The sequence below is a fragment of the Sulfitobacter sp. R18_1 genome (assembly GCF_017743915.1).
GTDB classification, from domain to species: domain Bacteria; phylum Pseudomonadota; class Alphaproteobacteria; order Rhodobacterales; family Rhodobacteraceae; genus Sulfitobacter; species Sulfitobacter faviae.
In genome coordinates, this window is sequence record NZ_JAGHRG010000012.1 from 35,337 (window position 1) to 54,405 (window position 19,069).

14 protein-coding genes are annotated in these 19,069 nt (G+C 62.9%); 8 read left to right on the forward strand and 6 right to left on the reverse strand.

The genetic code is table 11. The features are described 5' to 3' along the window. The 3 genes from J7392_RS20280 to J7392_RS20290 all read right to left on the reverse strand — a co-directional run bounded on the left by J7392_RS20280 (position 1) and on the right by J7392_RS20290 (position 5,976). Positions 1–1,569, reverse strand: coding sequence for a phospholipase D-like domain-containing protein (locus tag J7392_RS20280; protein WP_348540717.1), 1,569 nt, complete (start codon positions 1,567–1,569; stop codon positions 1–3). 85 nt (positions 1,570–1,654) lie between these two features. Continuing rightward, positions 1,655–4,774, reverse strand: a complete 3,120-nt coding sequence (locus J7392_RS20285) for an efflux RND transporter permease subunit (RefSeq protein ID WP_209219153.1) — start codon at positions 4,772–4,774, stop codon at positions 1,655–1,657. Continuing rightward, on the reverse strand, positions 4,771–5,976 hold the full coding sequence (locus J7392_RS20290) for an efflux RND transporter periplasmic adaptor subunit (protein ID WP_247744680.1): 1,206 nt from the start codon (positions 5,974–5,976) through the stop codon (positions 4,771–4,773). The genes J7392_RS20285 and J7392_RS20290 overlap by 4 nt, the downstream gene beginning before the upstream one ends. Positions 5,977–6,171: 195 nt before the next feature. Here J7392_RS20290 and J7392_RS20295 point away from each other — a divergent pair, with 195 nt between their 5' ends. Then, a complete protein-coding gene (locus tag J7392_RS20295; protein WP_067265100.1) occupies positions 6,172–7,392 on the forward strand; it encodes an MFS transporter in 1,221 nt (406 codons plus the stop codon). 6 nt (positions 7,393–7,398) lie between these two features. On the opposite strand, the gene J7392_RS20300 is transcribed toward J7392_RS20295, so the two are convergent. Further along, complete coding sequence (locus tag J7392_RS20300) at positions 7,399–9,462, reverse strand: NAD(+) synthase (RefSeq protein WP_209219154.1); 2,064 nt, start codon at positions 9,460–9,462, stop codon at positions 7,399–7,401. After that, on the reverse strand, positions 9,459–9,962 hold the full coding sequence (locus tag J7392_RS20305; protein ID WP_209219155.1) for a CinA family protein: 504 nt from the start codon (positions 9,960–9,962) through the stop codon (positions 9,459–9,461). The genes J7392_RS20300 and J7392_RS20305 overlap by 4 nt, the downstream gene beginning before the upstream one ends. A 136-nt stretch (positions 9,963–10,098) precedes the next feature. On the opposite strand from J7392_RS20305, the gene J7392_RS20310 reads away from it, so the two are divergent. From J7392_RS20310 to J7392_RS20335, 6 genes are all read left to right on the forward strand, one after another. After that, positions 10,099–10,728: a glutathione S-transferase N-terminal domain-containing protein gene (locus J7392_RS20310; RefSeq protein ID WP_209219156.1), complete on the forward strand. Its 630-nt coding sequence runs from the start codon at positions 10,099–10,101 to the stop codon at positions 10,726–10,728. A 173-nt stretch (positions 10,729–10,901) separates the two neighbouring features. Continuing rightward, a complete protein-coding gene (locus J7392_RS20315) occupies positions 10,902–11,990 on the forward strand; it encodes an acyl-CoA dehydrogenase family protein (RefSeq protein WP_209219157.1) in 1,089 nt (362 codons plus the stop codon). Then, positions 11,987–12,685, forward strand: a complete 699-nt coding sequence (locus J7392_RS20320) for a PIG-L family deacetylase (protein ID WP_209219158.1) — start codon at positions 11,987–11,989, stop codon at positions 12,683–12,685. The genes J7392_RS20315 and J7392_RS20320 overlap by 4 nt, the downstream gene beginning before the upstream one ends. Continuing rightward, complete coding sequence (locus tag J7392_RS20325; protein WP_209219159.1) at positions 12,685–13,248, forward strand: class I SAM-dependent methyltransferase; 564 nt, start codon at positions 12,685–12,687, stop codon at positions 13,246–13,248. Before J7392_RS20320 ends, J7392_RS20325 begins: the two co-directional genes overlap by 1 nt. Beyond that, positions 13,245–14,291: a glycosyltransferase family 2 protein gene (locus tag J7392_RS20330; protein WP_209219160.1), complete on the forward strand. Its 1,047-nt coding sequence runs from the start codon at positions 13,245–13,247 to the stop codon at positions 14,289–14,291. Before J7392_RS20325 ends, J7392_RS20330 begins: the two co-directional genes overlap by 4 nt. A gap of 102 nt (positions 14,292–14,393) precedes the next feature. Next, positions 14,394–16,457: a catalase gene (locus J7392_RS20335; protein WP_209219161.1), complete on the forward strand. Its 2,064-nt coding sequence runs from the start codon at positions 14,394–14,396 to the stop codon at positions 16,455–16,457. Between the two features lie 40 nt (positions 16,458–16,497). On the opposite strand, the gene J7392_RS20340 is transcribed toward J7392_RS20335, so the two are convergent. Next, complete coding sequence (locus J7392_RS20340; protein ID WP_067265122.1) at positions 16,498–17,280, reverse strand: IclR family transcriptional regulator; 783 nt, start codon at positions 17,278–17,280, stop codon at positions 16,498–16,500. Positions 17,281–17,444: 164 nt separating this feature from the next. Between J7392_RS20340 and J7392_RS20345 the strand changes: the two genes are divergently transcribed. Then, entirely contained in the window at positions 17,445–18,962 is a 1,518-nt protein-coding gene (locus J7392_RS20345; protein ID WP_209219162.1) for an ABC transporter substrate-binding protein, read from the forward strand. Positions 18,963–19,069 lie beyond the last annotated feature (107 nt).

The following is a 19,069-nucleotide window of genomic DNA, read 5'->3' on the forward strand; positions in this document are numbered from 1 at the left end:
TTACGAACGCCGGTCGTCGCCGCGCCCCCATTTGCGCCACGCAAGCCATGCAAGTCCCAGCCCGCCCGCGATCAGCGCCATGTGCCGCGGGCGAATGCCGCGCCCGGTGGCGGTGTTTTCGCCCGGATGGTAGCGCGGGTCCAGCAAGCGGGTGTTGGCGAGGAAGCCACCGACAACAGTCTCGCTGCCCCGGAACACCGCCCGCAGGCCACGGCCCTTCTTGCGGTTGAGGGCTTCAATGGTCCCGATCATCGACTTCTTCTCTGCCATCACCTCGGCCACACGTTCGGGCGGCAGCCCGAGGTGTTCGGCAATCAGGCGGGTTCTGAACCCTTCGATCACCTTCGCTGGGTGTTCGATCGCGACATCGCATTCGGTATCAAACCCCATGGAGCGGTTGTTGAGGTTGCTGGAGCCGAGGCGCAAAAGATGATCGTCGATAATCATGATCTTCGCATGAACATAGATCGGCTCCCCCTCCTCGGTGACGGGGAAATAGATGCGAAAGCGGTTTTGGTGATCCGCGTGTTTCAGCTCTTCGACGAGCCGCTCACGCAGGACATGCATGGCGTCATCTTCCAACTGGGATTCCGCATCGCGCGGGTTGATGATGACGATCTCCGGCCCGTCCTCTTCGGCCAACCGCGCTTTGAGCGCGTCGCAAACCGAGGCGGCGGCGAAATACTGCGATTCAATATAGATATAGTCACGCGCCGATTGGATCCCCGCGATATAGAGGCGTTCGATCTCATTGATCAGCGGCTCTTCGTCGAAAGGCGGCTCGGTCCGGGCGATGCCCACCTCGACCCCTTCGGCATCAATCGGCAGGTCTGCGGGCCATTCGGACACGGGCGCGTCTTCGGGGCGGGCGATCTCATCCCCCGTGGCGCGGAACCAACGCCGACGCGAAAGCTCACCCAAGGCGGCAGCGGCGGGGCCGGACATGGCCGAGGTTGCGTCATGCCAAGGGTCGGAGGGCGTGCCGTCCTTACGCAGGCGGCGCGGGTCGTGCGGCAGATGGTCGGGCGTGTCCCACCGGTCTTCGGTCGCGTCGATCCCGCCGCAAAAGGCCAGAGCATCGTCGGCCACGACAATCTTCTGGTGGTGGCAGGCGCCGAAGGGGTGATGGCCGTCCAAGGCGAAATGAATCCGGTCGCCACCGAATAGGCTCAGCGCCAGTGAGGGCACCAATCGCCCCGGCGCGGCCAGCACGGCGCCATTCCATTTGAGCAGATAGACATGCAGGTCCGGTGTCCGCTCCACCACCGCCTCGACAAAGGCGCCAAGCTGGTTGGGATAGCCGTCCGGCGCATTGCCGTCTTCGTCACTTTCGCCCGGCAGCATCTCAAGCTCGAAATCGAAATCCCAGCCGATCAGCATCAACTGCTGCCGCGCCCCGAGGAAAATCTCGCGCAGGACCCGGAAGTAATCCGCCGCATCGACGATGAGGCCAAACCGCTCGGCCCGGGCGACGCGCCATGTGGTCTTGTCATTGAACAGGCTTTGGCTGTTCGCCCCTTGGATCGACTCCGCGTGGTTCGCCTTTGCCATATCCAAATCGCCCTGCACGTTTTCGCCCCTTTCCACTCAATCCTACATGACTAAACGCCCATTGTAGCGCGAAGTTGCATCGATGCGTAAATATCGGGCAGGCTCAGACCGGTTGCGCCTCAGACAGCTCAGCCTGAAGCCGGGCTTCTTCGGCGGCTTTGGGCGTGGTGAACCGCGCCAGCAGGAAATAGGCGACGGGGGTGAGATAAAGGGTCGAGAGCGTGGCCATGCCCAGCCCCCCGACGATCACCCAGCCAAGCGCCTCGCGCGCCTCGGCCCCCGCGCCCGCCGAAAGGATCAACGGCACGCCGCCCAAGACGGTCGAGGTCATCGTCATCATCACCGGACGCAGCCGGATGGTGGAGGCGCCAAAGATCGCCGCGTGGATATCCGCCCCCTGATCGCGCAATTGGTTGGCAAATTCGACGATCAAAATCCCGTTCTTGGCCATGATCCCGATCAACATGACCAGCCCGATCTGACTGTAGACATTGAGGCTTTGCCCCGTCATCAGCAGCGCGAAGATCGCGCAGGCCAGCCCCAAGGGCACCGTGGCCATCACTACGATGGCAGAGATGAAGCTTTCGAACTGCGCGGCGAGGACAAGGAAAACCACGAGGATCGCAAAGCCGAAGGTCACGAAAAGCCCCGAACTGGTTTGATCCAACGCGGCGGCTTCGGCCAGCGGCACGATCAGGTTTTCATCCTCCAACACCTCTTGTCCGACCGCGCGCACCTGTTCCAACGCATCGCCCAATGACAGGCCCGGCGTCAGCCCGGCGGAAATCTCGACAGAGCGGTTCTGCCCTTCCCGGTCCAACTCGGGTGCGACGGCGCGCTCTTCGAGGGACACGAAACTGGCCAGCGAAATCATCTGCCCGTTGCCCGATTGGACAAAGACGTTCTCAAGGTCGCGCGGGTCGTTCACCGGGTCCGAGGTCGACAGCATCTGCACGCCATAGCTGGTGTCGTCGATAAAGACCGATGCCACCTCGCGCCCGTCGAGCATGGCCTGCAAAGCCTGCCCCAGCCCGGTGATATTGACGCCGAGATCAGCGGCCAGCGTCCGGTCGATCTGCACGAAAAGCTGCGGCTGCGTGCGTTCATACTCCAGCCGCACCTGCCCCATCGCGGGGTTCGTGCTCAGCCGGTCGACCATCGCCTGTGCGACTTGGGACAGTTGCTCGTAATTGTTGCCGGTGATGGCGAATGACAGCCCCCGCCCCGCGCCGCGAATGCCGAGGGAGTTCGGCTGAATTGCAAAGGCCCGCACGCCCACGATGCCGCGCAGCTTGCCATTGATCTCGCCCACGATCTCATCTTGGCTACGGGCGCGATCCTCCCATCCGGCGAGCGTGAACACCATGAAACCCCGGTTATCCGCGCCAAATCCGGTGATGGAGAAGATGTTCGTCACCTCTCCGGCCTCTTGCAGCGGGGTGATCAGGTCTTCGATCTCGCGCATCTTGCTTTGGGTATAATCAAGCGAGACGCCCTGCGGGGCCGAGACGCTGAGCAGCGCCACGGCGCGATCTTCGCGCGGGGTCAGCTCTTGCCGGATCTCGCCCGAAACCAGCACTGCCGTCAGCGCGACGAAGGCCGCGATCAGCACCACAACATAGGGCATCGCAAGCGCCCATCTAAGCGTCGCCGCATAGGCCCGGTACAGCAGATTGCCGAGCCACACGACAGGGCCGTGCGGGTTCTCGGCCGCGGGTTTGGTCAAAAGGCGGCTCGCTAAGACCGGACAAAGGCTGAGCGCCACGACCGAGGACAGCATCACCGCGATGGCGAGGGTAAAGCCAAACTCCCGAAACAGCCCTCCTGCCTGACCGGGCAGGAACGACAGCGGGATAAAGACCGCCGCCAGCGTGGCCGTGGTAGTGACGACCGCAAAGAAGACCTGCGAGGTGCCCAGCACCGCCGCCGCGCGCGGCCCCATGCCCGCTGCCCGTTGGCGCACGATATTCTCCAGCACCACAATCGCGTCATCCACGACCATCCCAGTGGCCAAAACCAGCGCCAGCAGGGTCAGGATATTGATCGAAAAGCCCACCAGATAGATCGCCGCCAATGTGCCGATCAGCGCCACGGGTAGGGTCAGCGCCGGGATCAGCGTGGCGCGGAAATCGCGCAGGAAGACAAAGATCACCGCCACCACGATGCCCACGGCAAAGGCCAGCGTCGAGAGCACCTCGCGGATCGAGCCTGAGATAAAGGTCGCATCGTCCGAGGTCACGAAAATGCGCACGTCCTCGGGCAGGGTCTCGTTCAACTCCCCCACCACGGCACGCACATCGCGCGAGATCTCAAGCGTGTTCGACGTGGCTTGCCGGATGATGCCAATGCCGAGGCCCAATTGCCCATTGGCGCGCAGGATCGTCTCCCCTTCGGCGGGGCCGAGCGTGACGCTGGCGACATCGCCGAGCCGGACGTTCTGCTTGATCTCCATCGCCTCGAACGCCTGTGTGGTGACGACGCTGGCCGTGGTGCGCACGTTGATCGACTGACGGTCGCCCACCAGATCGCCCGCGGGCGCGTCATAGGCCACATCGGCCAGGGCGCGCTGGATATCGCCTAGGGTCAGGCCCCGGCTGGCCAGTTCCAACTGGTCGATATCGACGCGGAAAAACGGCTCACGGTCGCCGTAGACCTGCAAATCCGCCACCCCGTTGACCGAGATCAGCCGGTCTTCGACCCGGTCCTGCACCAGTTTGGTCAACTCCTCCGGCGAGCGGCCCATGGAGGTCACGGCGATGCGCATCACCGGCTGGGCATTGGCATCGGCCTTGACGATCTGCGGCTGGTCGGCCCCTTCGGGCAATTGGTTCACGATCCGCGCCACTGCATCGCGCACATCGGTCGCGGCCACGTCGATATCGGTGCTGTCGTTGAACTCCAAGGTGACCCGGCTGCGCCCGAAGCGCGAGTTCGATGAGATCGCCCGCACGCCCGAGACCCGGCCCACGGCCCCTTCGATCCGCCCCGTGAGTTCCTGATCGACGGATTCCGGGGAGGCGCCCGAGAAGGTCGTGGTGACCGTGACCACGGGCCGGTCGACATTGGGCAGTTCCCGCACCTCCGCACCGAAAAGCGCGGCGATGCCTGCCAGCACGATCAGCGCGTTCAGCACGAAAGCAAGGATCGGGCGGCGCACAAAAAGCGCGGTGCCCGAGGCGGTGCTCGCAGGCGGCGTGGCGTCTTCGGTCGGGGCGGCGCTCATAGGGTTGTCTTCTCAGCCGGGGCGGCATCTGACTGCACGCTGCCCGCGCGGTTGACCTCACGCACCTCGCCGCCCTCGCGCAGGGTTTGCACCCCTTCGGTCACCACCACATCGTCGGCGGTTAGATCATCCGACAGGACGAGCACCGAATTGCTGTTGCGCTGTGCGATCTCGACCGCGACTTGGTGCGCCTTGCCTTCCCGTACCGTCCAGACAAAAGGCCCGTCCGAGGACCACTGCACCGCCAGCGGCGGGATCGCCAGATAGGGGTCGCCGACAAAGGTCAAGCTGACCGAAAAGGCCATGCCCGCGCGCAGCTGGTCGCCTTCGTTCGGCACCCGGCCCTGCACCAGAAGCGTGCGGCTGGCGCGGTCGATCACGCTGTCGATGGCGCTGACTTCGCCCGTCAACGTCAGGTCACGCATTCCAAGCGGGGTGACCGTGATTTCTTTGCCAAGGTCCAGCTTGCCCACCACCCGCTCAGGCACGCGGAAATCGATCAGGATCTCGCTGCGGTCGGTGATGGTGGCCAGTTGATCCTGCGCATTGACGCGGTCGCCTTCTTCGATATCGGTGATCCCCACCCAACCCGAGATCGGCGCAACGATACGGCGTTGCGACAGATCGAACTGCGCTTGGCTGAGCGCAAGCTCGGCGCTTTGCAGGGCCAGTTCCGTCTCGCGCAGGCGCACTTCGCTGACCGCGCCGGTGTTTTGCAACCGCTCCACGCGGTCTTGCTCGGTCTGGGCGTTTTCAAGCTGCAATTCGGCTTGCTTCAGGGCGATCTGCTCGGCCTCATTCTCCAACAGGGCCACGACGGTGCCCGCCTCGATCAACTGCCCGGCGGGCAGGTTCAGGTCGGTGATGACCCCCACGGCGTTGGAACGCAGCGTGACGGAGCGGCGCGCGCGCCCGTCGCCAATGGCGGTGATCCGATCGGCCAAAGTCTCTTCGCTGACCGCGGCGGTGACGACCAGCGAGGGTCCGCCGCCGCCCCAACCCCAGCCAGAGGCCTGTGGCGCCTCCGCGACCTCCTCGATCCCCAGCAGATCAAGCAAGCCGGTCTCCGCCACATAGGGGCGGGAGGCGGGGACATAGGTTAACATCGCGTAAAGACCCGCAACGAGAACCAGCAGAAATACGAAAAATTGGCGCAGGGCTTTCACGGGGGATGCGCTTTCAAAATATGTTACGAGGCGCATAATTGAGCATCGGCCCCAAAAAGGCACCTCAATTCTGCTTGTTCAATGGCTGGGCATTCCCCGAAGGGGCCGCTGGCTGCTAGCACTATGGCGCGGAAGCCTGCCCGGTGGAAGGGCAATGGGGTTGATTACTAGAAATTCCGTTTCCGCCGCACATATTCAGGCCCAAGCCGGATCAAAGACCAAGGGGACATCATGCGCGCGACGGTTCTACCACTGGCGACACTGCTACTGGGCTTTTCGCTTTTGCAGATGAGCAACGGGTTGCAGGGCACGCTTCTGGCCGTGCGCGCGGGGCTCGAAGGGTTCGGCGGGGCGACAACCGGCCTTATCATGTCGGGCTTTTTCGCGGGGCTGAGCGTGGGTTCCTTCGTGGCACCGCGGCTGATCAGCGGGGTGGGCCATATCCGCACCTTTGCAGCACTCGCCTCTGTCGCCTCTGCGGCGGCGCTGATGCATTTGGCTTTCATCGACCCTTGGGTCTGGATCGCGGTGCGCTGCCTCACCGGTTTTGCCTTTGCCGGGTTGATCATCGTGACGGAAAGCTGGCTCAACGCTTCGGTCAGTTCTGCGCAGCGGGGCAAATTGCTCGCGGTCTACGGTATGGTCGGCATGGCCTCAGGTGCGGCGGGGCAGTTCCTGCTGAACCTCGGGGATCCAGCTGAGTTCATCCTTTTCGTGCTCGTCTCCATCGTGATGTCCCTGTCGCTGGTGCCGATCTCGCTTAGCCGTGTGGAGGGGCCGCGCTCGGAAGGCGCGCAGGAGCCGCCATCGCTGCGCCGACTGTGGGGGCTGTCGCCCTACGGCGCGGTCAGCGCAGGGCTGGTCGGGGCCTCTATCGGGACGTTCTACGGGCTGGCACCACTCTTCGCGCAAGAGATGGGCTATACCCAATCGCGCATCGCCCTGCTGATCGCGGCCTTCACCATCGGGGGGCTAATGCTGCAATTCCCGTTGGGCTGGGTTTCCGACCGGATGAGCCGCCGGGGCTTGGGCGTCGGACTGGCTGCGGCGGGCGGTGCTTTGATGATGCTGACCCTGCCGATCCCCGCCCCTTCGGGGTCGATGCTGCTGGTGCTGGGCTTTGCCATTGGCGGGCTGGTTCTGCCCGCGCAATCCATCGTCATCGCCCATGTCAACGACCGCGCCCCCGGCTCGGCGGTGGTGGCCGTGTCGGGCGGGCTGGTGCTGATGCAGGGGATTGGCGCCGCGATCGGGCCGCTGCTGGCGGGGGTGCTGCTGGATACACTGGGGCCGCGGGGCCTGCCACTGGCGCTTGGCGGTTTTCAGTTGACCATCGTGGCATGGGGGCTGCTGCGCATGACCCTGCGCAGCGATCCCGAAACCCAAGAACGCCACGCGGCACCGCCGCTGACCCCCAACTTTGTCGAAGGCGAGCTGAGCCGCGAGGAATAGCGCGGCTTAGCTCTGGGGCCAGCTCTCTGGCACGTTGCTGCGCAGCTCTTCCAGCCACGGCGTGGCGACAGAATCCGACGGCGCGCGCCAGTCCCCGCGCGGCGACAATGCCCCCCCGGCGCTGACCTTGGGCCCATTCGGCAGAGCCGAGCGCTTGAACTGGCTGGTGGCAAAGAAGTGATGCAGGAATTTTTCGAGCCAGTGGCGGATCGTCTCCAGATCATAGGCGTTACGTTTGCCCTGCGGAAAGCCCTCAGGCCAGCGCCCCGCCTCGACATCATGCCAAGCGTGCCACGCCAGAAAGGCCACCTTTGACGGGGCGAGCCCGTAGCGCATGGTGTGGAAGAGGAAGAAGTCGTTCAACTCATAGGGGCCGATCATCGACTCGGTGCTTTGGATCTCTTCATCTTCGCCCGCGGGCACCAGTTCGGGCGAAATCTCGGTGTCAAGAATGGCTTGCAGAACCTTGTCCGTCTCAGAGTCGAACTGGCCCGAACGGGTGGACCAACGGATGAGATATTGGATCAGCGTTTTCGGGACGCCGGTGTTCACCGCATAGTGGCTCATCTGGTCGCCAACGCCATAGGTGCACCAGCCAAGCGCCAATTCGCTCAGATCGCCGGTGCCGATGACAAAGCCCTGCCGCTGGTTGGCGAGCCGGAAAAGGTAGTCGGTGCGCAGACCGGCTTGGACGTTTTCAAAGGTGATGTCATAGACCGGCTCCCCGTCCGAGAAGGGGTGATTCATATCCTCAAGCATCTGGCGCGCGGCGGGGCGAATGTCGATCTCATCCGCGGTGATGCCCATGGCCTGCATTAATTTCCACGCGTTGGATTTGGTACCCTCGGAGGTGGCGAAGCCGGGCATGGTAAAGCCGAGGATCCGGTCGCGCGGAATACCCATACGGTCACAGGCTTTTGCCGCCACGATCAGGGCATGGGTCGAATCCAGCCCGCCGGAAATGCCGATGACCATGGTCTTGCCCTTGGTCGCCTCAAAGCGGCGGCGCAGCCCTTCGACCTGAATGTTGAACGCCTCATAGCAGTCTTGGTCGAGATGGCTTTCGCGGTTCGGCACATAGGGGAAACGACGCACGGGGCGGATCAGTCCGGCGTTTTCGTGATGCGGCTGATGGGCAAAGGTCACCCGGCGGAATTCCGGCGCGCGGTGCCGCGCGGCGTCATGGAAACTGCCCGTCCGCATCCGCTCAGACTGGATACGCCCGCAATCCACATCGGCGATGGTCAGCTCCGGCTCCAGCGGGAAACGGGTGGATTCGGCCAGAAGATCGCCCAACTCATGGATCATCCCCTGCCCGTCCCACGCCAGATCGGTCGTGCTCTCCCCCGGCCCGGCGGCGGAGTACACATAGGCCGCGAAGGCGCGCATGGATTGCGACCGGCACAGCAGGTGACGGTCAGAGGATTTGCCGATCACGATGTTGGACGCCGAGAGATTGGCGAGGATCAAGGCGCCCCCGAGAGCCGCATCCGCCGAGGGCGGCGCCGGCGTCCAGAGGTCTTCGCAAATCTCGGCATGGAAAATCAAACCGGGCAGGTCCGTCGCCTCGAAAATCAGGTCATCGCCAAAGGGCACACGGCGGCCTGCGACGGTGATCTCTCCGCCGGTGTCACGGCCATGGGCAAACCAGCGTTTCTCATAGAACTCGCGGTAATTGGGCAGGTAGGACTTCGGCACCACGCCGAGCACTTGCCCGCGTGAAATGGCGATGGCGCAATTGTAAAGTCGCCCCTCACGGCGCAGTGGCGCGCCGAGTAAGATCACGGGGGTCATCTCGGCGCTGGCCTCGATCAGGTCGCCAAGCGCCTCTTCCACCGCCGTCAGCAGCGCATCCTGCATGTGCAGATCGTCGATGGCGTAGGACGAGAGTGACAGTTCGGGGCAAACCAGCAAATCCACCCGCGCCGCATCGGCCCGGCGCATTTCGTCCAACAGGCTGTCGCGGTTGAAGGCCACATCGGCGGGCCGCACATGCGGTGTGCAGGTCGCCACCCGGACAAAGCCATGACGGTGGTAGGCGGTAAAGGCGGCGGCTTGGCTCTTGCTCACGTCAGGCTCTCCTCCAACATATCCAAAATCGTTTCAAGGCATCGCTGCCGGATCGCATCCCGGCCAATGGCGCCAAAGGACTCGGCCCGATGAACCGTGTTACACCCCTCGCGTGCAAGCGCAAAATGCACAAGCCCCTCTTCATCCTCGGCGCTGCCCGGCCCGGCGAACCCGGTGGTCGAAACGGCGATCTGCGCGCCGGAACGGTGCTGCGCGCCTTCGGCCATGGCAATCGCCACGGGGCGCGAAACCGCGCCGCAGCGGTCCAAAAGCGCCCGGTCGACGCCTAACAGCTCATGCTTGGATTGATCCGTATAGGTGACGAAACCCCGCTCGAAGGCGTGGGAGCACCCTTCGATATCCGTGAGCAACGCGGCGACCAGCCCGCCAGTACAGCTTTCCGCTGTGGCGATGTGAATGTCGCGGTCGCAAAGCACTTCCAAAACGGATTTCGCGCGATCTGCGATGTCGGGCTGCGCTAGGGGGTCACTGTTCTGCATCTTCGCTCCGCAAATTGGTGCCTTGTTAAGCAAAACCCCCGGCAGACCGCTGTGGTTCCTTAAGTTGACCCGCCGCAAACCGCCTGCTTAACATTGCAAGAAACCGAAACGCACCTCTGCATATGGGACCGAAGCGATGATTGATTTCTACACATGGACCACCCCCAACGGCCGCAAAGTCTCGATCCTGCTCGAAGAATTGGGGATCGACTACAATGTGCATGCCATCAACATCGGCAAGGACGAGCAGCACGCGCCCGAGTTTCTAAAGATCAGCCCCAACAACAAAATCCCCGCCATCGTGGACCATGACACTGGGGTAAGCCTGATGGAATCCGGCGCGATCATGGTCTACCTCGCCGAGAAACATGGCCGCTTCCTGCCCGAGGGGCAGGCCGCCCGGGCCGAGGTGATGCAATGGTTGATGTGGCAGATGGGCGGCTTTGGCCCCATGGCCGGGCAGGCGCATCACTTCTTGCATTTCAACCCCGGCAAGGCCGCCTATGCCGAAGAGCGTTTCGGGGCCGAGGTCAAACGGCTTTACGGGGTGCTCAACAAACAGCTTGAAGGGCGGGACCACATCTGCGGCGAATATTCCATCGCGGATATGGCCTGTTGGCCTTGGGTCTCGCGCTATGAGTGGCAGCAGATCGACCTTGCCGACTATCCCAATGTGCGTGCGTGGTATCAGCGCCTCCGCGCGCGGGACGCGGTGCAAAAGGGCTACCATGTGCCCAAGGTGATGGGCGAGATTCCCGAGGGCTGACATCCGCCCCCTGCCGCGGCTGCAACGTAGGCGGGAACCAAGAGACAAGTTGAACGGTTGCACTCCCGAAGGCAGTGCTGCCACGCGCGCAGGCTGCCCGTTTCACGAATGGGGGGCAGTATCGTGACGCTTGATCTCAAAGGTGTATCCTTGCGCGGCTGTCGGGCACTGCCATGAACAGTGCGCCGCGTTTCGACCCTTCCCCGCCCCAGTCGCAAAGGGATATCCTTTCGCAATCTGCCCGAAAGGCCCTGCGCCACGCGGCGCGGGCCGAAGAGGCGGGCACCGCCCCGATCAGCGGCTCTATCGACATTCTGCGCGACGCGGGGCTGATGCTAGAAGACGGCGCCACAACCCCTTTGCGCACCGCCCATGCGCTGATGCAGATCGGTGCCGCCAACCTCAGCGTCGGCCGCTTATGGGAGGGCCACGTCAACGCGCTGCGCCTGATCCGCCTATACGGCAGTGCGGCGCAGGCGGAGCGGGCGAAGCAGGTGATCCGGCAGGGCGGGCTTCTGGGCGTCTGGGGGGCCGATGGCGGCAATCCGGCGCGTTTCGAGAAGGGTGTTTTGAAGGGTGAGAAGATCTTTGCCTCCGGCCTAGGCACTGTCACCCATGCGCTCGTCTCGCTTAATTCCGGCCCTGAGGTGCAGCTTGCGCTGATCGATGTGACCGACCCCGCCCGCGGCGATGCCTCGCAATGGGACATGCTGGGGATGCGGGCAACGGCCTCGGGGACGTATGATTTTTCTGGCCTGCCTCTTGAGGATGACGCGCTTATCGGCGCCCCCGGCGACTATCTGAAAGAGCCGCATTTCGTCGGCGGCGTTTGGCGGATCGCAGCGCTTCAGGCGGGCGCGGCGGCAGGGTTGATCGATGCGGCGGCCAGTACCCTGCGGGGCATGGACCGGCTTGAGGCCGAGGCCCAGTTGAGCCGCCTGATGCAGGTGCTGATGCGGGTCTGGGCTGGTATGGCATTGGTCGAACGCGCCGCTCTCGCCAACGCGGATGACCACGAGGAAGAGACCCTCGTCAACACCTCCATCGCCGCGCGGATTTATACTGAGGAAGTCGCCCTCGACGCGATCAAAGCAGTGGAACAGAGCCTTGGGTTGCGCCATTTCACCGGAACTTCCGAGACGGGTCGCATGGCGCGCGATCTTTCGGTCTATTTGCGCCAAGCCGCGCGCGACGCCTTCCTGCAACGGGCCGCTCGCCATGCGCTTTCGAGTGACCAGACGGTTTGGGGTGTCTTTGGATGAGCCATAACGCCCCCCTCGCCGAGGCTCTGTCGGGCCGCGAAAAGATCGTGGTTCTGGCGCCGCATCCGGACGACGAAACACTCGGCTGCGGCGGTCTTTTGGCCCGCGCTTTCGCAGGGGCCGGGGCGCATGTCATCTGCCTGACCGATGGCGGCGCCAGCCACCCCGGTTCCCGCGCATGGTCCCCGGCCCGATTGGCCGAGACGCGGCGCGCGGAACTGGCAGGGGCGCTCGATCTCCTTGGTGGCGGCGCGGCGGATTTGACATGGCTCGGCCATCCCGACAGCCGATTGCACGAGGTGGCAGCCGACGCCATCCTGACTGAGCTGATGCAGGTGATCGACGCGCAAGCGGCACGCCACATCTTCGTCCCGGCAAGCGAGGACAAACATTGCGACCACCAAACCACCGCGTCACTGGCCGACGGCCTGCGCGCGCAGCGCCCCAATCTGCATTTTCATAGCTATCCGGTGTGGAGCCGTTTCGATGATCCGAACTTTGCCGAGAACACAGCAGGCTACGCCCCCCTCACCCTCGACACCGCCGCCTACCGCGACGCCAAGAGCGCCGCGATCCGCGCGCATCGCAGCCAGCTTGGCCAAGTCGTGCAAGACGATCCCGACGGGTTCATTCTGCCCGAGGCGATGATCGACCTCTTCGCGCAGCAAGACGAAATCTTCTGGAGGATGCCGTGATGGGTGTGGGGTTAGATCATCTCCAAGGTCTCTATGCCGAGACGAGCGATCCTTGGGGGTTCGAACATAGCGCCTATGAGCAGGCCAAATTCGCGGCGACGCGGGCGGCGCTTTCACAGGATGGCTACCGCTCGGCCTTTGAACTCGGCTGCGGCAATGGTCAACTGGCACGCCACCTGATCGACATCTGCGCACGCTATACCGGGATGGATGCAGTCGCCAGCGCCCTGACCGCCGCGCGCAAAACGGTGCCGGAGGGGCGCTTCGTCCAAGGGTTCTATCCCGGCCCCCTGCCCGAGGGGGACTTCGATCTGCTGATCCTCTCCGAAGTGCTCTATTTTCTGGATCACGCGGGGCTGGAACAACTGGCCACTGACATCGCCACCCGTTGGCCGCAGGCCGAGATCATCTGCGTGACTTGGCGCGGTGACACCGGCAATCCGTTGCAAGGGGAGGAGGCGCTGAACGGCTTTGCCAAGGCGCTCGACACCCATGCCTTCACCTGCGTCAGCGAGACCGAGAACTACCGCATCGACCGCGCCTTTCCGGAGGGTGACAGATGAGTTTCGAGCGCTGGAAAGACACCGCGATCATCATCCCCGCCCGGAACGAGGCACAGCGGATCGGCGATTGCCTCACCGCCCTCGCCCCCCAGTGCAACGACCGTGTTCGCGTGATCCTTGTGGTGAACAACACCGATGACGATACCGCCAAGATCGCCAAGGCGGCGGCAGCGCGGCTTGGCATCGACCTCACCGTGCTCGATCTCACCTTCCCCCCCGGCATGGGGGTCGGCGCGGCGCGGCGGCAGGGCTGCGCAGTGGCCTTGGAACAGATGCCTCATCTGCGCCAGATCCTGACCACCGATGCCGATTGCCGCGTCAGCCCCGATTGGGTCGCGCGCAGCATTCACCACCTCCAACGCTTTGATGCCCTCTGCGGTAGGGTCACGCTGAACCCCGAAGAGGCTGCCGGTTTGGCGCAGCAAGACCCCATGTTTGAGGCCCATGAAATGGCCTACCGCCGCTTGGTGCTCACGCTCTACGCGCGGCACGCCCCGAACTGCGCCGATTTGCAAGGCAGCCACGGCGAAGCGCCGGGGGCCAGCCTAGGATTTACCCGCGATGCCTATGAGGCCGTCGGCGGTTTCGCCCCGATCCCCTGCGGCGAAGACCGGGCGATCATCCGCGCCCTGCGGGCCGCGGGCCGCCGGGTGCATCACGCGGATGATGTCTGGGTCGAAGCCTCTTGCAGGCTTGTCGGGCGCGCGGCGGGCGGCATGGCCGATACGCTGCGCAACCGGCTGAGCGGGGCGGGCTATCTGGCCGATGACTGTTTGCCGGATGCGGGCTGCTTGCTGGAGAAACTGCGCCGGGGGGGTTTGGGCTGCTGGCCGGTGCAGGTGCCAGAGGCTGAACGCATTCCGGTCGATGAACTGCCCGCGCATATCGCGCTGCTGCGGGGCTTTTTGGAGAAGTCCGCGGCCCGTGAGACAGCCGCCCCCCTCGCACCGGAGGCCGCAGATCTCCACCCCCGCGAGAACTTTCCCGCCCGCCGGGCAAAAGCATCGGAACCCCTCGCCGCGGGGGTGGTTGAACTCTCATAGGGTCGGGCAATCACCGCCGGCTCTAGAGCGGCCCTCTCGGCCCGCCACATATTAGCAACAAATCCTCCCGATTATATTCCGGGGGCGCTGTGGAGAAAGATCATGACAGACAAAGAACTTGGCAAAGGCGGCGAACCCCGCCAGCAAACCACGGACCGCGAAAAGACGATGACGACCGCGCAGGGCGGCCCGATCGCGGATGATCAGAACTCACTCAAGGCAGGTCCGCGCGGCCCGGTCTTGATGGAAGACCACGTATTCCGCGAGAAGATGTTCCACTTCGACCACGAGCGCATTCCAGAGCGTGTCGTTCACGCCCGCGGCTACGGCGTGCATGGGCATTTCGAGCTAAAGGAAGCGATCCCCGAACTGTCCTGCGCCGATATCTTCCAGCGCGTCGGCGAAAAGACCCCGACGTTCACTCGTTTCTCCACCGTGGCAGGCAACAAGGGCTCTTTCGATCTGGCCCGCGACGTGCGCGGTTTCGCGACGAAGTTCTACACGCAAGAGGGCAACTGGGACCTCGTCGGCAACAACATCCCCGTGTTTTTTATCCAAGACGCGATCAAGTTCCCCGATCTCATCCACTCCGTCAAACCCGCCCCTGACCGTGGCTTTCCGCAGGCACAGTCGGCGCATGACAACTTCTGGGATTTCGTCTCGCTCTCGCCCGAGGCGATCCATATGACGCTGTGGCAGATGTCCGACCGTGCGATCCCGCGCTCCTTCCGCTTTATGGAAGGCTTCGGCGTGCATACCTTCCGGCTGGTCAATGCCGAGGGCAAATCGCATTACGTCAAGTTCCACTGGAAGCCCAAGCAGGGTCTGCAATCGGTTGTTTGGAACGAAGCGCTCAAGATCAACGGCGCGGACCCGGATTTTCACCGCCGCGACATGTGGGATGCGATCGACGCGGGCGACTATCCGCAGTGGGATTTGGGCATTCAGGTCTTCGACGATGAATTCGCCGACAACTTCGAGTTCGACATCCTTGATGCCACCAAGATCATCCCCGAAGAGCAGGTGCCGGTGCGCATCATCGGGACGCTGACGCTGGATGCCAATGTCGATAACTTCTTCGCCGAGACCGAGCAGGTGGCCTTTTGCACCCAGAACATCGTGCGCGGGATCGACCACACGAATGACCCGCTGCTTCAGGGGCGGAACTTCTCCTACCTCGACACGCAGCTTAAGCGTCTCGGCGGGCCGAACTTCACCCATATTCCGATCAACGCGCCGAAATGCCCGTTCCACCACTTCCAGCAAGACGGGCATATGGCGATGCACAACCCCAAGGGCCGCGTGAACTATGAGCCCAACAGCTGGGGCGAGGATGGTGGTCCGCGCGAGAACCCCGAGATTGGCTTCCAGAGCTACCCGGCAGAGGTCGAAGGCACGAAACAGCGCGTGCGGTCCGAGACATTCGCTGACCACTACAGCCAAGCGCGGCAGTTCTACATCAGCCAGACCGAGATCGAGCAGCAGCACATCGCGGCGGCCTATACCTTCGAGCTGTCGAAATGTCAGGAAGAGCGCATTCGACTGCGGATGCTCTCGCATCTGATGAACGTGCATGACGATCTGGCGAAACAGGTGGCCGAAGGCTTGGGCGTGACCGAGATGCCGGACCCCGCCAAACCCGCGCGGGAGCCGATCACCGGTCTGCCGCCGTCGGATGCGCTCAGCATTCTGAAGAACGCGCCGAACAGCTTTGCGGGCCGCAAGTTGGGTCTGTTCCTGACAGAAGGCGCGGATGCCTCGGTGGTGGAAGCCTTGGAAAAAGCCTTTGCCGACGAGGGCGCGATGGTGGCCATCGTGACACCGCATATCCAAGGGGTGAGCCTTTCGGACGGCAGCACCCGCGAAGCGGATGAGAAGATCGACGGCGGCCCGTCGGTGGTCTTTGACGCGGTGGCCTTAGTCTTCGGGAATGAGAAAGCCGATAAGATCGCCAAGAACAAACCGGCGCAGGATTTCATCTCGGACGCCTTTGCGCATAACAAGTTCATCGCTTGGACCACTACCGCCGATCCGCTGCTCAACGCCGCCGGGGTCGAGAAGGACGAGGGGACGATGGAGGTCTCTGCCGATAATGCGGACGCGTTCCTTCAAACCTGCCGGAAACTTCGGTTCTGGCAGCGCGAAGAAAAGCTGAACTGGGAATAAGAAAACACCGGGCCGGGGCAGAAATGCTCCGGCCCTTTTTCTAGCGCCGATGCACCTGTGATGAGGGTGAAATCGCGTTCGCCGTGTCCTGAAGGCGCGGCAGAATCTCGGCCCTGATCCGCTCCCGCGTCCAGGTATGCGCCGAGACCGAACATTGCACCGCCGCAAAGGCCCGACCATCGGGGCCGGTAATCGGACAGGCCACCCCGATCTCGGACAAAATCATCTGATCGCTGGAGATCGCATAGCCCTGCTGCACGGCCTCACCGATGCTGTTGCGGATCGTGGCGCGGTCCATCGTGGTGCGCGCGGTAAAGGGTTTGAGCGGCCAAGTCTCGATCGCGTCTTCCCGGTCTTCGGGCGAGAAGGTCGAGATGATCGCCCGCCCCGCTGACGTCGAAAGCGCAGGCAGCCGCCGTCCGATCACCGTCGCCGCGAAATAGGTTCGCTGGCAGGGCAATCGGCTGACGTAGATGATGTGATCGGTCGAAAGCTCAGCAAGGTTCACCGTCTCCCCGATCTCTTGGCTAAGGTCGATCAGCTTGGGAATCGCCTGCCCCACCAATTGATCCGACCAGTAATAGGCATAGGCCAGCTCTAACCAAGCATGAGACGGGCGGTAGCGCCGCGTGGCTGGGTCCTTTTCCAACATCCCCTCGATATGCAGCGTATTCGCCAGCCGCTGAACCGCGCTTTTATCCAATCCGCTGCGCGCGGCCAGCTCGACCAGCGACAATTCCGTATGCGATTCATCGAAGGCGCGGAGCAGCCGCAGCCCCTTGGCAAGCGACCCGACGTAAAGGGTATTTTGCTTCTTTTCCAATCACCTACCCCGAAATCTGGCCCAATTGTTCAAACCGGGGCTTGACGTATGTCGATCTGATTGCGTTTATTAATCGTATTGCGATACCAAGTATTATTATATGATACGAGACGCAAGTCAAAAAGATACGGAACCGAATTCGTTAACCAGCAGGGGAGTTGACCATGAAATCCACGGTCCTGAAATCAACCATCACCGGGCTTGTCCTGGCCGCCGCCACGGGCGCGGCTTGGGCGGACAAAGCCAATGACACGCTGAATGTCGCCTTCACCAAAGAGCTTGAGAACGTCGACAGCTACTTCAACTCGTCCCGCGAAGGCGTGGTGCTGCAACGCGCGGTTTGGGATGGTCTGATCTACCGCGATCCGGTCACCAACGAATACATGGGCAACCTCGCCACCGAATGGGAATGGATCGACGACACGACCATCGAATTCAAACTGCGCGAAGGCGTGAAATTCCACGACGGGTCGGACTTCACCGCCGATGACGTGGTCTTTACCGTGAACTACGTCGCCGATGAGGCCAATGGCGTGAAAACGCAGCGCAACGTGAACTGGATGAAATCGGCTGAGAAGGTCGACGACTACACCGTGCGCATCATGCTGAAAGAGAAGTTCCCGGCGGCGATTGAATTCCTCTCCGGCCCCGTTTCGATGTATCCCAGCGACTATTACGAAGAAGCCGGCCCCGAAGGCATGGGCCTGAAACCCGTCGGCACCGGCCCTTACAAGGTGACCGAGGTCGTCCCCGGCCAGCACTTCAAACTGGAAGCCTATGAGGGCTACCACGACAGCCCCAAGGGCAAGCCCAGCATCAAGAACATCGACATCCGCACCATCCCGGATGTGAACACGCAGATGGCGGAACTGTTCAGCGGCTCGCTTGATCTGATCTGGCAGGTGCCGTCGGACCAAGCCGAGAAACTGGCCGAGCGGGATGAGTTCCAAGTCTCCAACGAATCCACCATGCGTGTAGGCTATCTGACGCTGGATGCGGCGGGCCGCTCCGAGGACAGCCCCTTCACCGAAGTGCGCGTGCGCAAGGCTGTGAACTATGCGATCAACCGTCAGGAACTGGTCGACGCGCTGCTTAAAGGCAAATCCAAAGTCGTCTACACCCCTTGCTTCCCCAGCCAGTTCGGCTGCGACGAAGACGCGGCGGTCGAGTATGAATACAACCCCGAGAAGGCCAAGGAATTGCTGGCTGAAGCGGGCTACGAAGACGGTCTGACCATCGACTTCTACGCCTACCGCGACCGTGAATATGCCGAAGCGATCTCAAGCTACCTGAACGCTGTGGGCATCGATACCAACTTCAAGATGTTGCAGTATTCCGCCCTGCGCGAGCAGAACATGAAGGGCGAAACCGCCGTGTCGTTCCAGACATGGGGCAGCTATTCGATCAACGACGCCTCCGCCATGGTCAGCCAGTTCTTCAAACATGGCTCGCTCGACTACGCGATGGACGACGAGACGCTGGAATACCTCAACATCGCCGACAGCTCGACCGACCCCGAGGTCCGTAAAGAGAACTACTCCAAAGCGATCGAACGCATCACCGAGGAAGCCTATTGGGCGCCGATGTTCTCCTACAACACCAACTACGTGACCACCAATGAGGTGGAATACACACCCACAGCCGACGAAGTCCTGCGCTTCACCACTGCCAGCTGGAAGTAAACCAATCGGCAGGGGCGCCGTGACCGGTGCCCCTGCCCTTCTCCCCTTCCGCACCCAACCCAGACCCACGCGGCAGGCCCTCGCCTGCGGCGCAGCCTCAAGGTAGT

Bases quoted from the DNA above. Each gene is read 5' to 3' on its own strand.
- J7392_RS20325 (WP_209219159.1), top strand. From the start codon at position 12,685: ATGGGTGTGGGGTTAGATCATCTCCAAGGTCTCTATGCCGAGACGAGC.
- J7392_RS20305 (WP_209219155.1), bottom strand. From the start codon at position 9,962: ATGCAGAACAGTGACCCCCTAGCGCAGCCCGACATCGCAGATCGCGCG.
- J7392_RS20315 (WP_209219157.1), top strand. From the start codon at position 10,902: ATGAACAGTGCGCCGCGTTTCGACCCTTCCCCGCCCCAGTCGCAAAGG.
- J7392_RS20295 (WP_067265100.1), top strand. From the start codon at position 6,172: ATGCGCGCGACGGTTCTACCACTGGCGACACTGCTACTGGGCTTTTCG.
- J7392_RS20320 (WP_209219158.1), top strand. From the start codon at position 11,987: ATGAGCCATAACGCCCCCCTCGCCGAGGCTCTGTCGGGCCGCGAAAAG.
- J7392_RS20330 (WP_209219160.1), top strand. From the start codon at position 13,245: ATGAGTTTCGAGCGCTGGAAAGACACCGCGATCATCATCCCCGCCCGG.
- J7392_RS20310 (WP_209219156.1), top strand. From the start codon at position 10,099: ATGATTGATTTCTACACATGGACCACCCCCAACGGCCGCAAAGTCTCG.
- J7392_RS20285 (WP_209219153.1), bottom strand. From the start codon at position 4,774: ATGAGCGCCGCCCCGACCGAAGACGCCACGCCGCCTGCGAGCACCGCC.
- J7392_RS20335 (WP_209219161.1), top strand. From the start codon at position 14,394: ATGACAGACAAAGAACTTGGCAAAGGCGGCGAACCCCGCCAGCAAACC.
- J7392_RS20290 (WP_247744680.1), bottom strand. From the start codon at position 5,976: ATGCGCCTCGTAACATATTTTGAAAGCGCATCCCCCGTGAAAGCCCTG.
- J7392_RS20345 (WP_209219162.1), top strand. From the start codon at position 17,445: ATGAAATCCACGGTCCTGAAATCAACCATCACCGGGCTTGTCCTGGCC.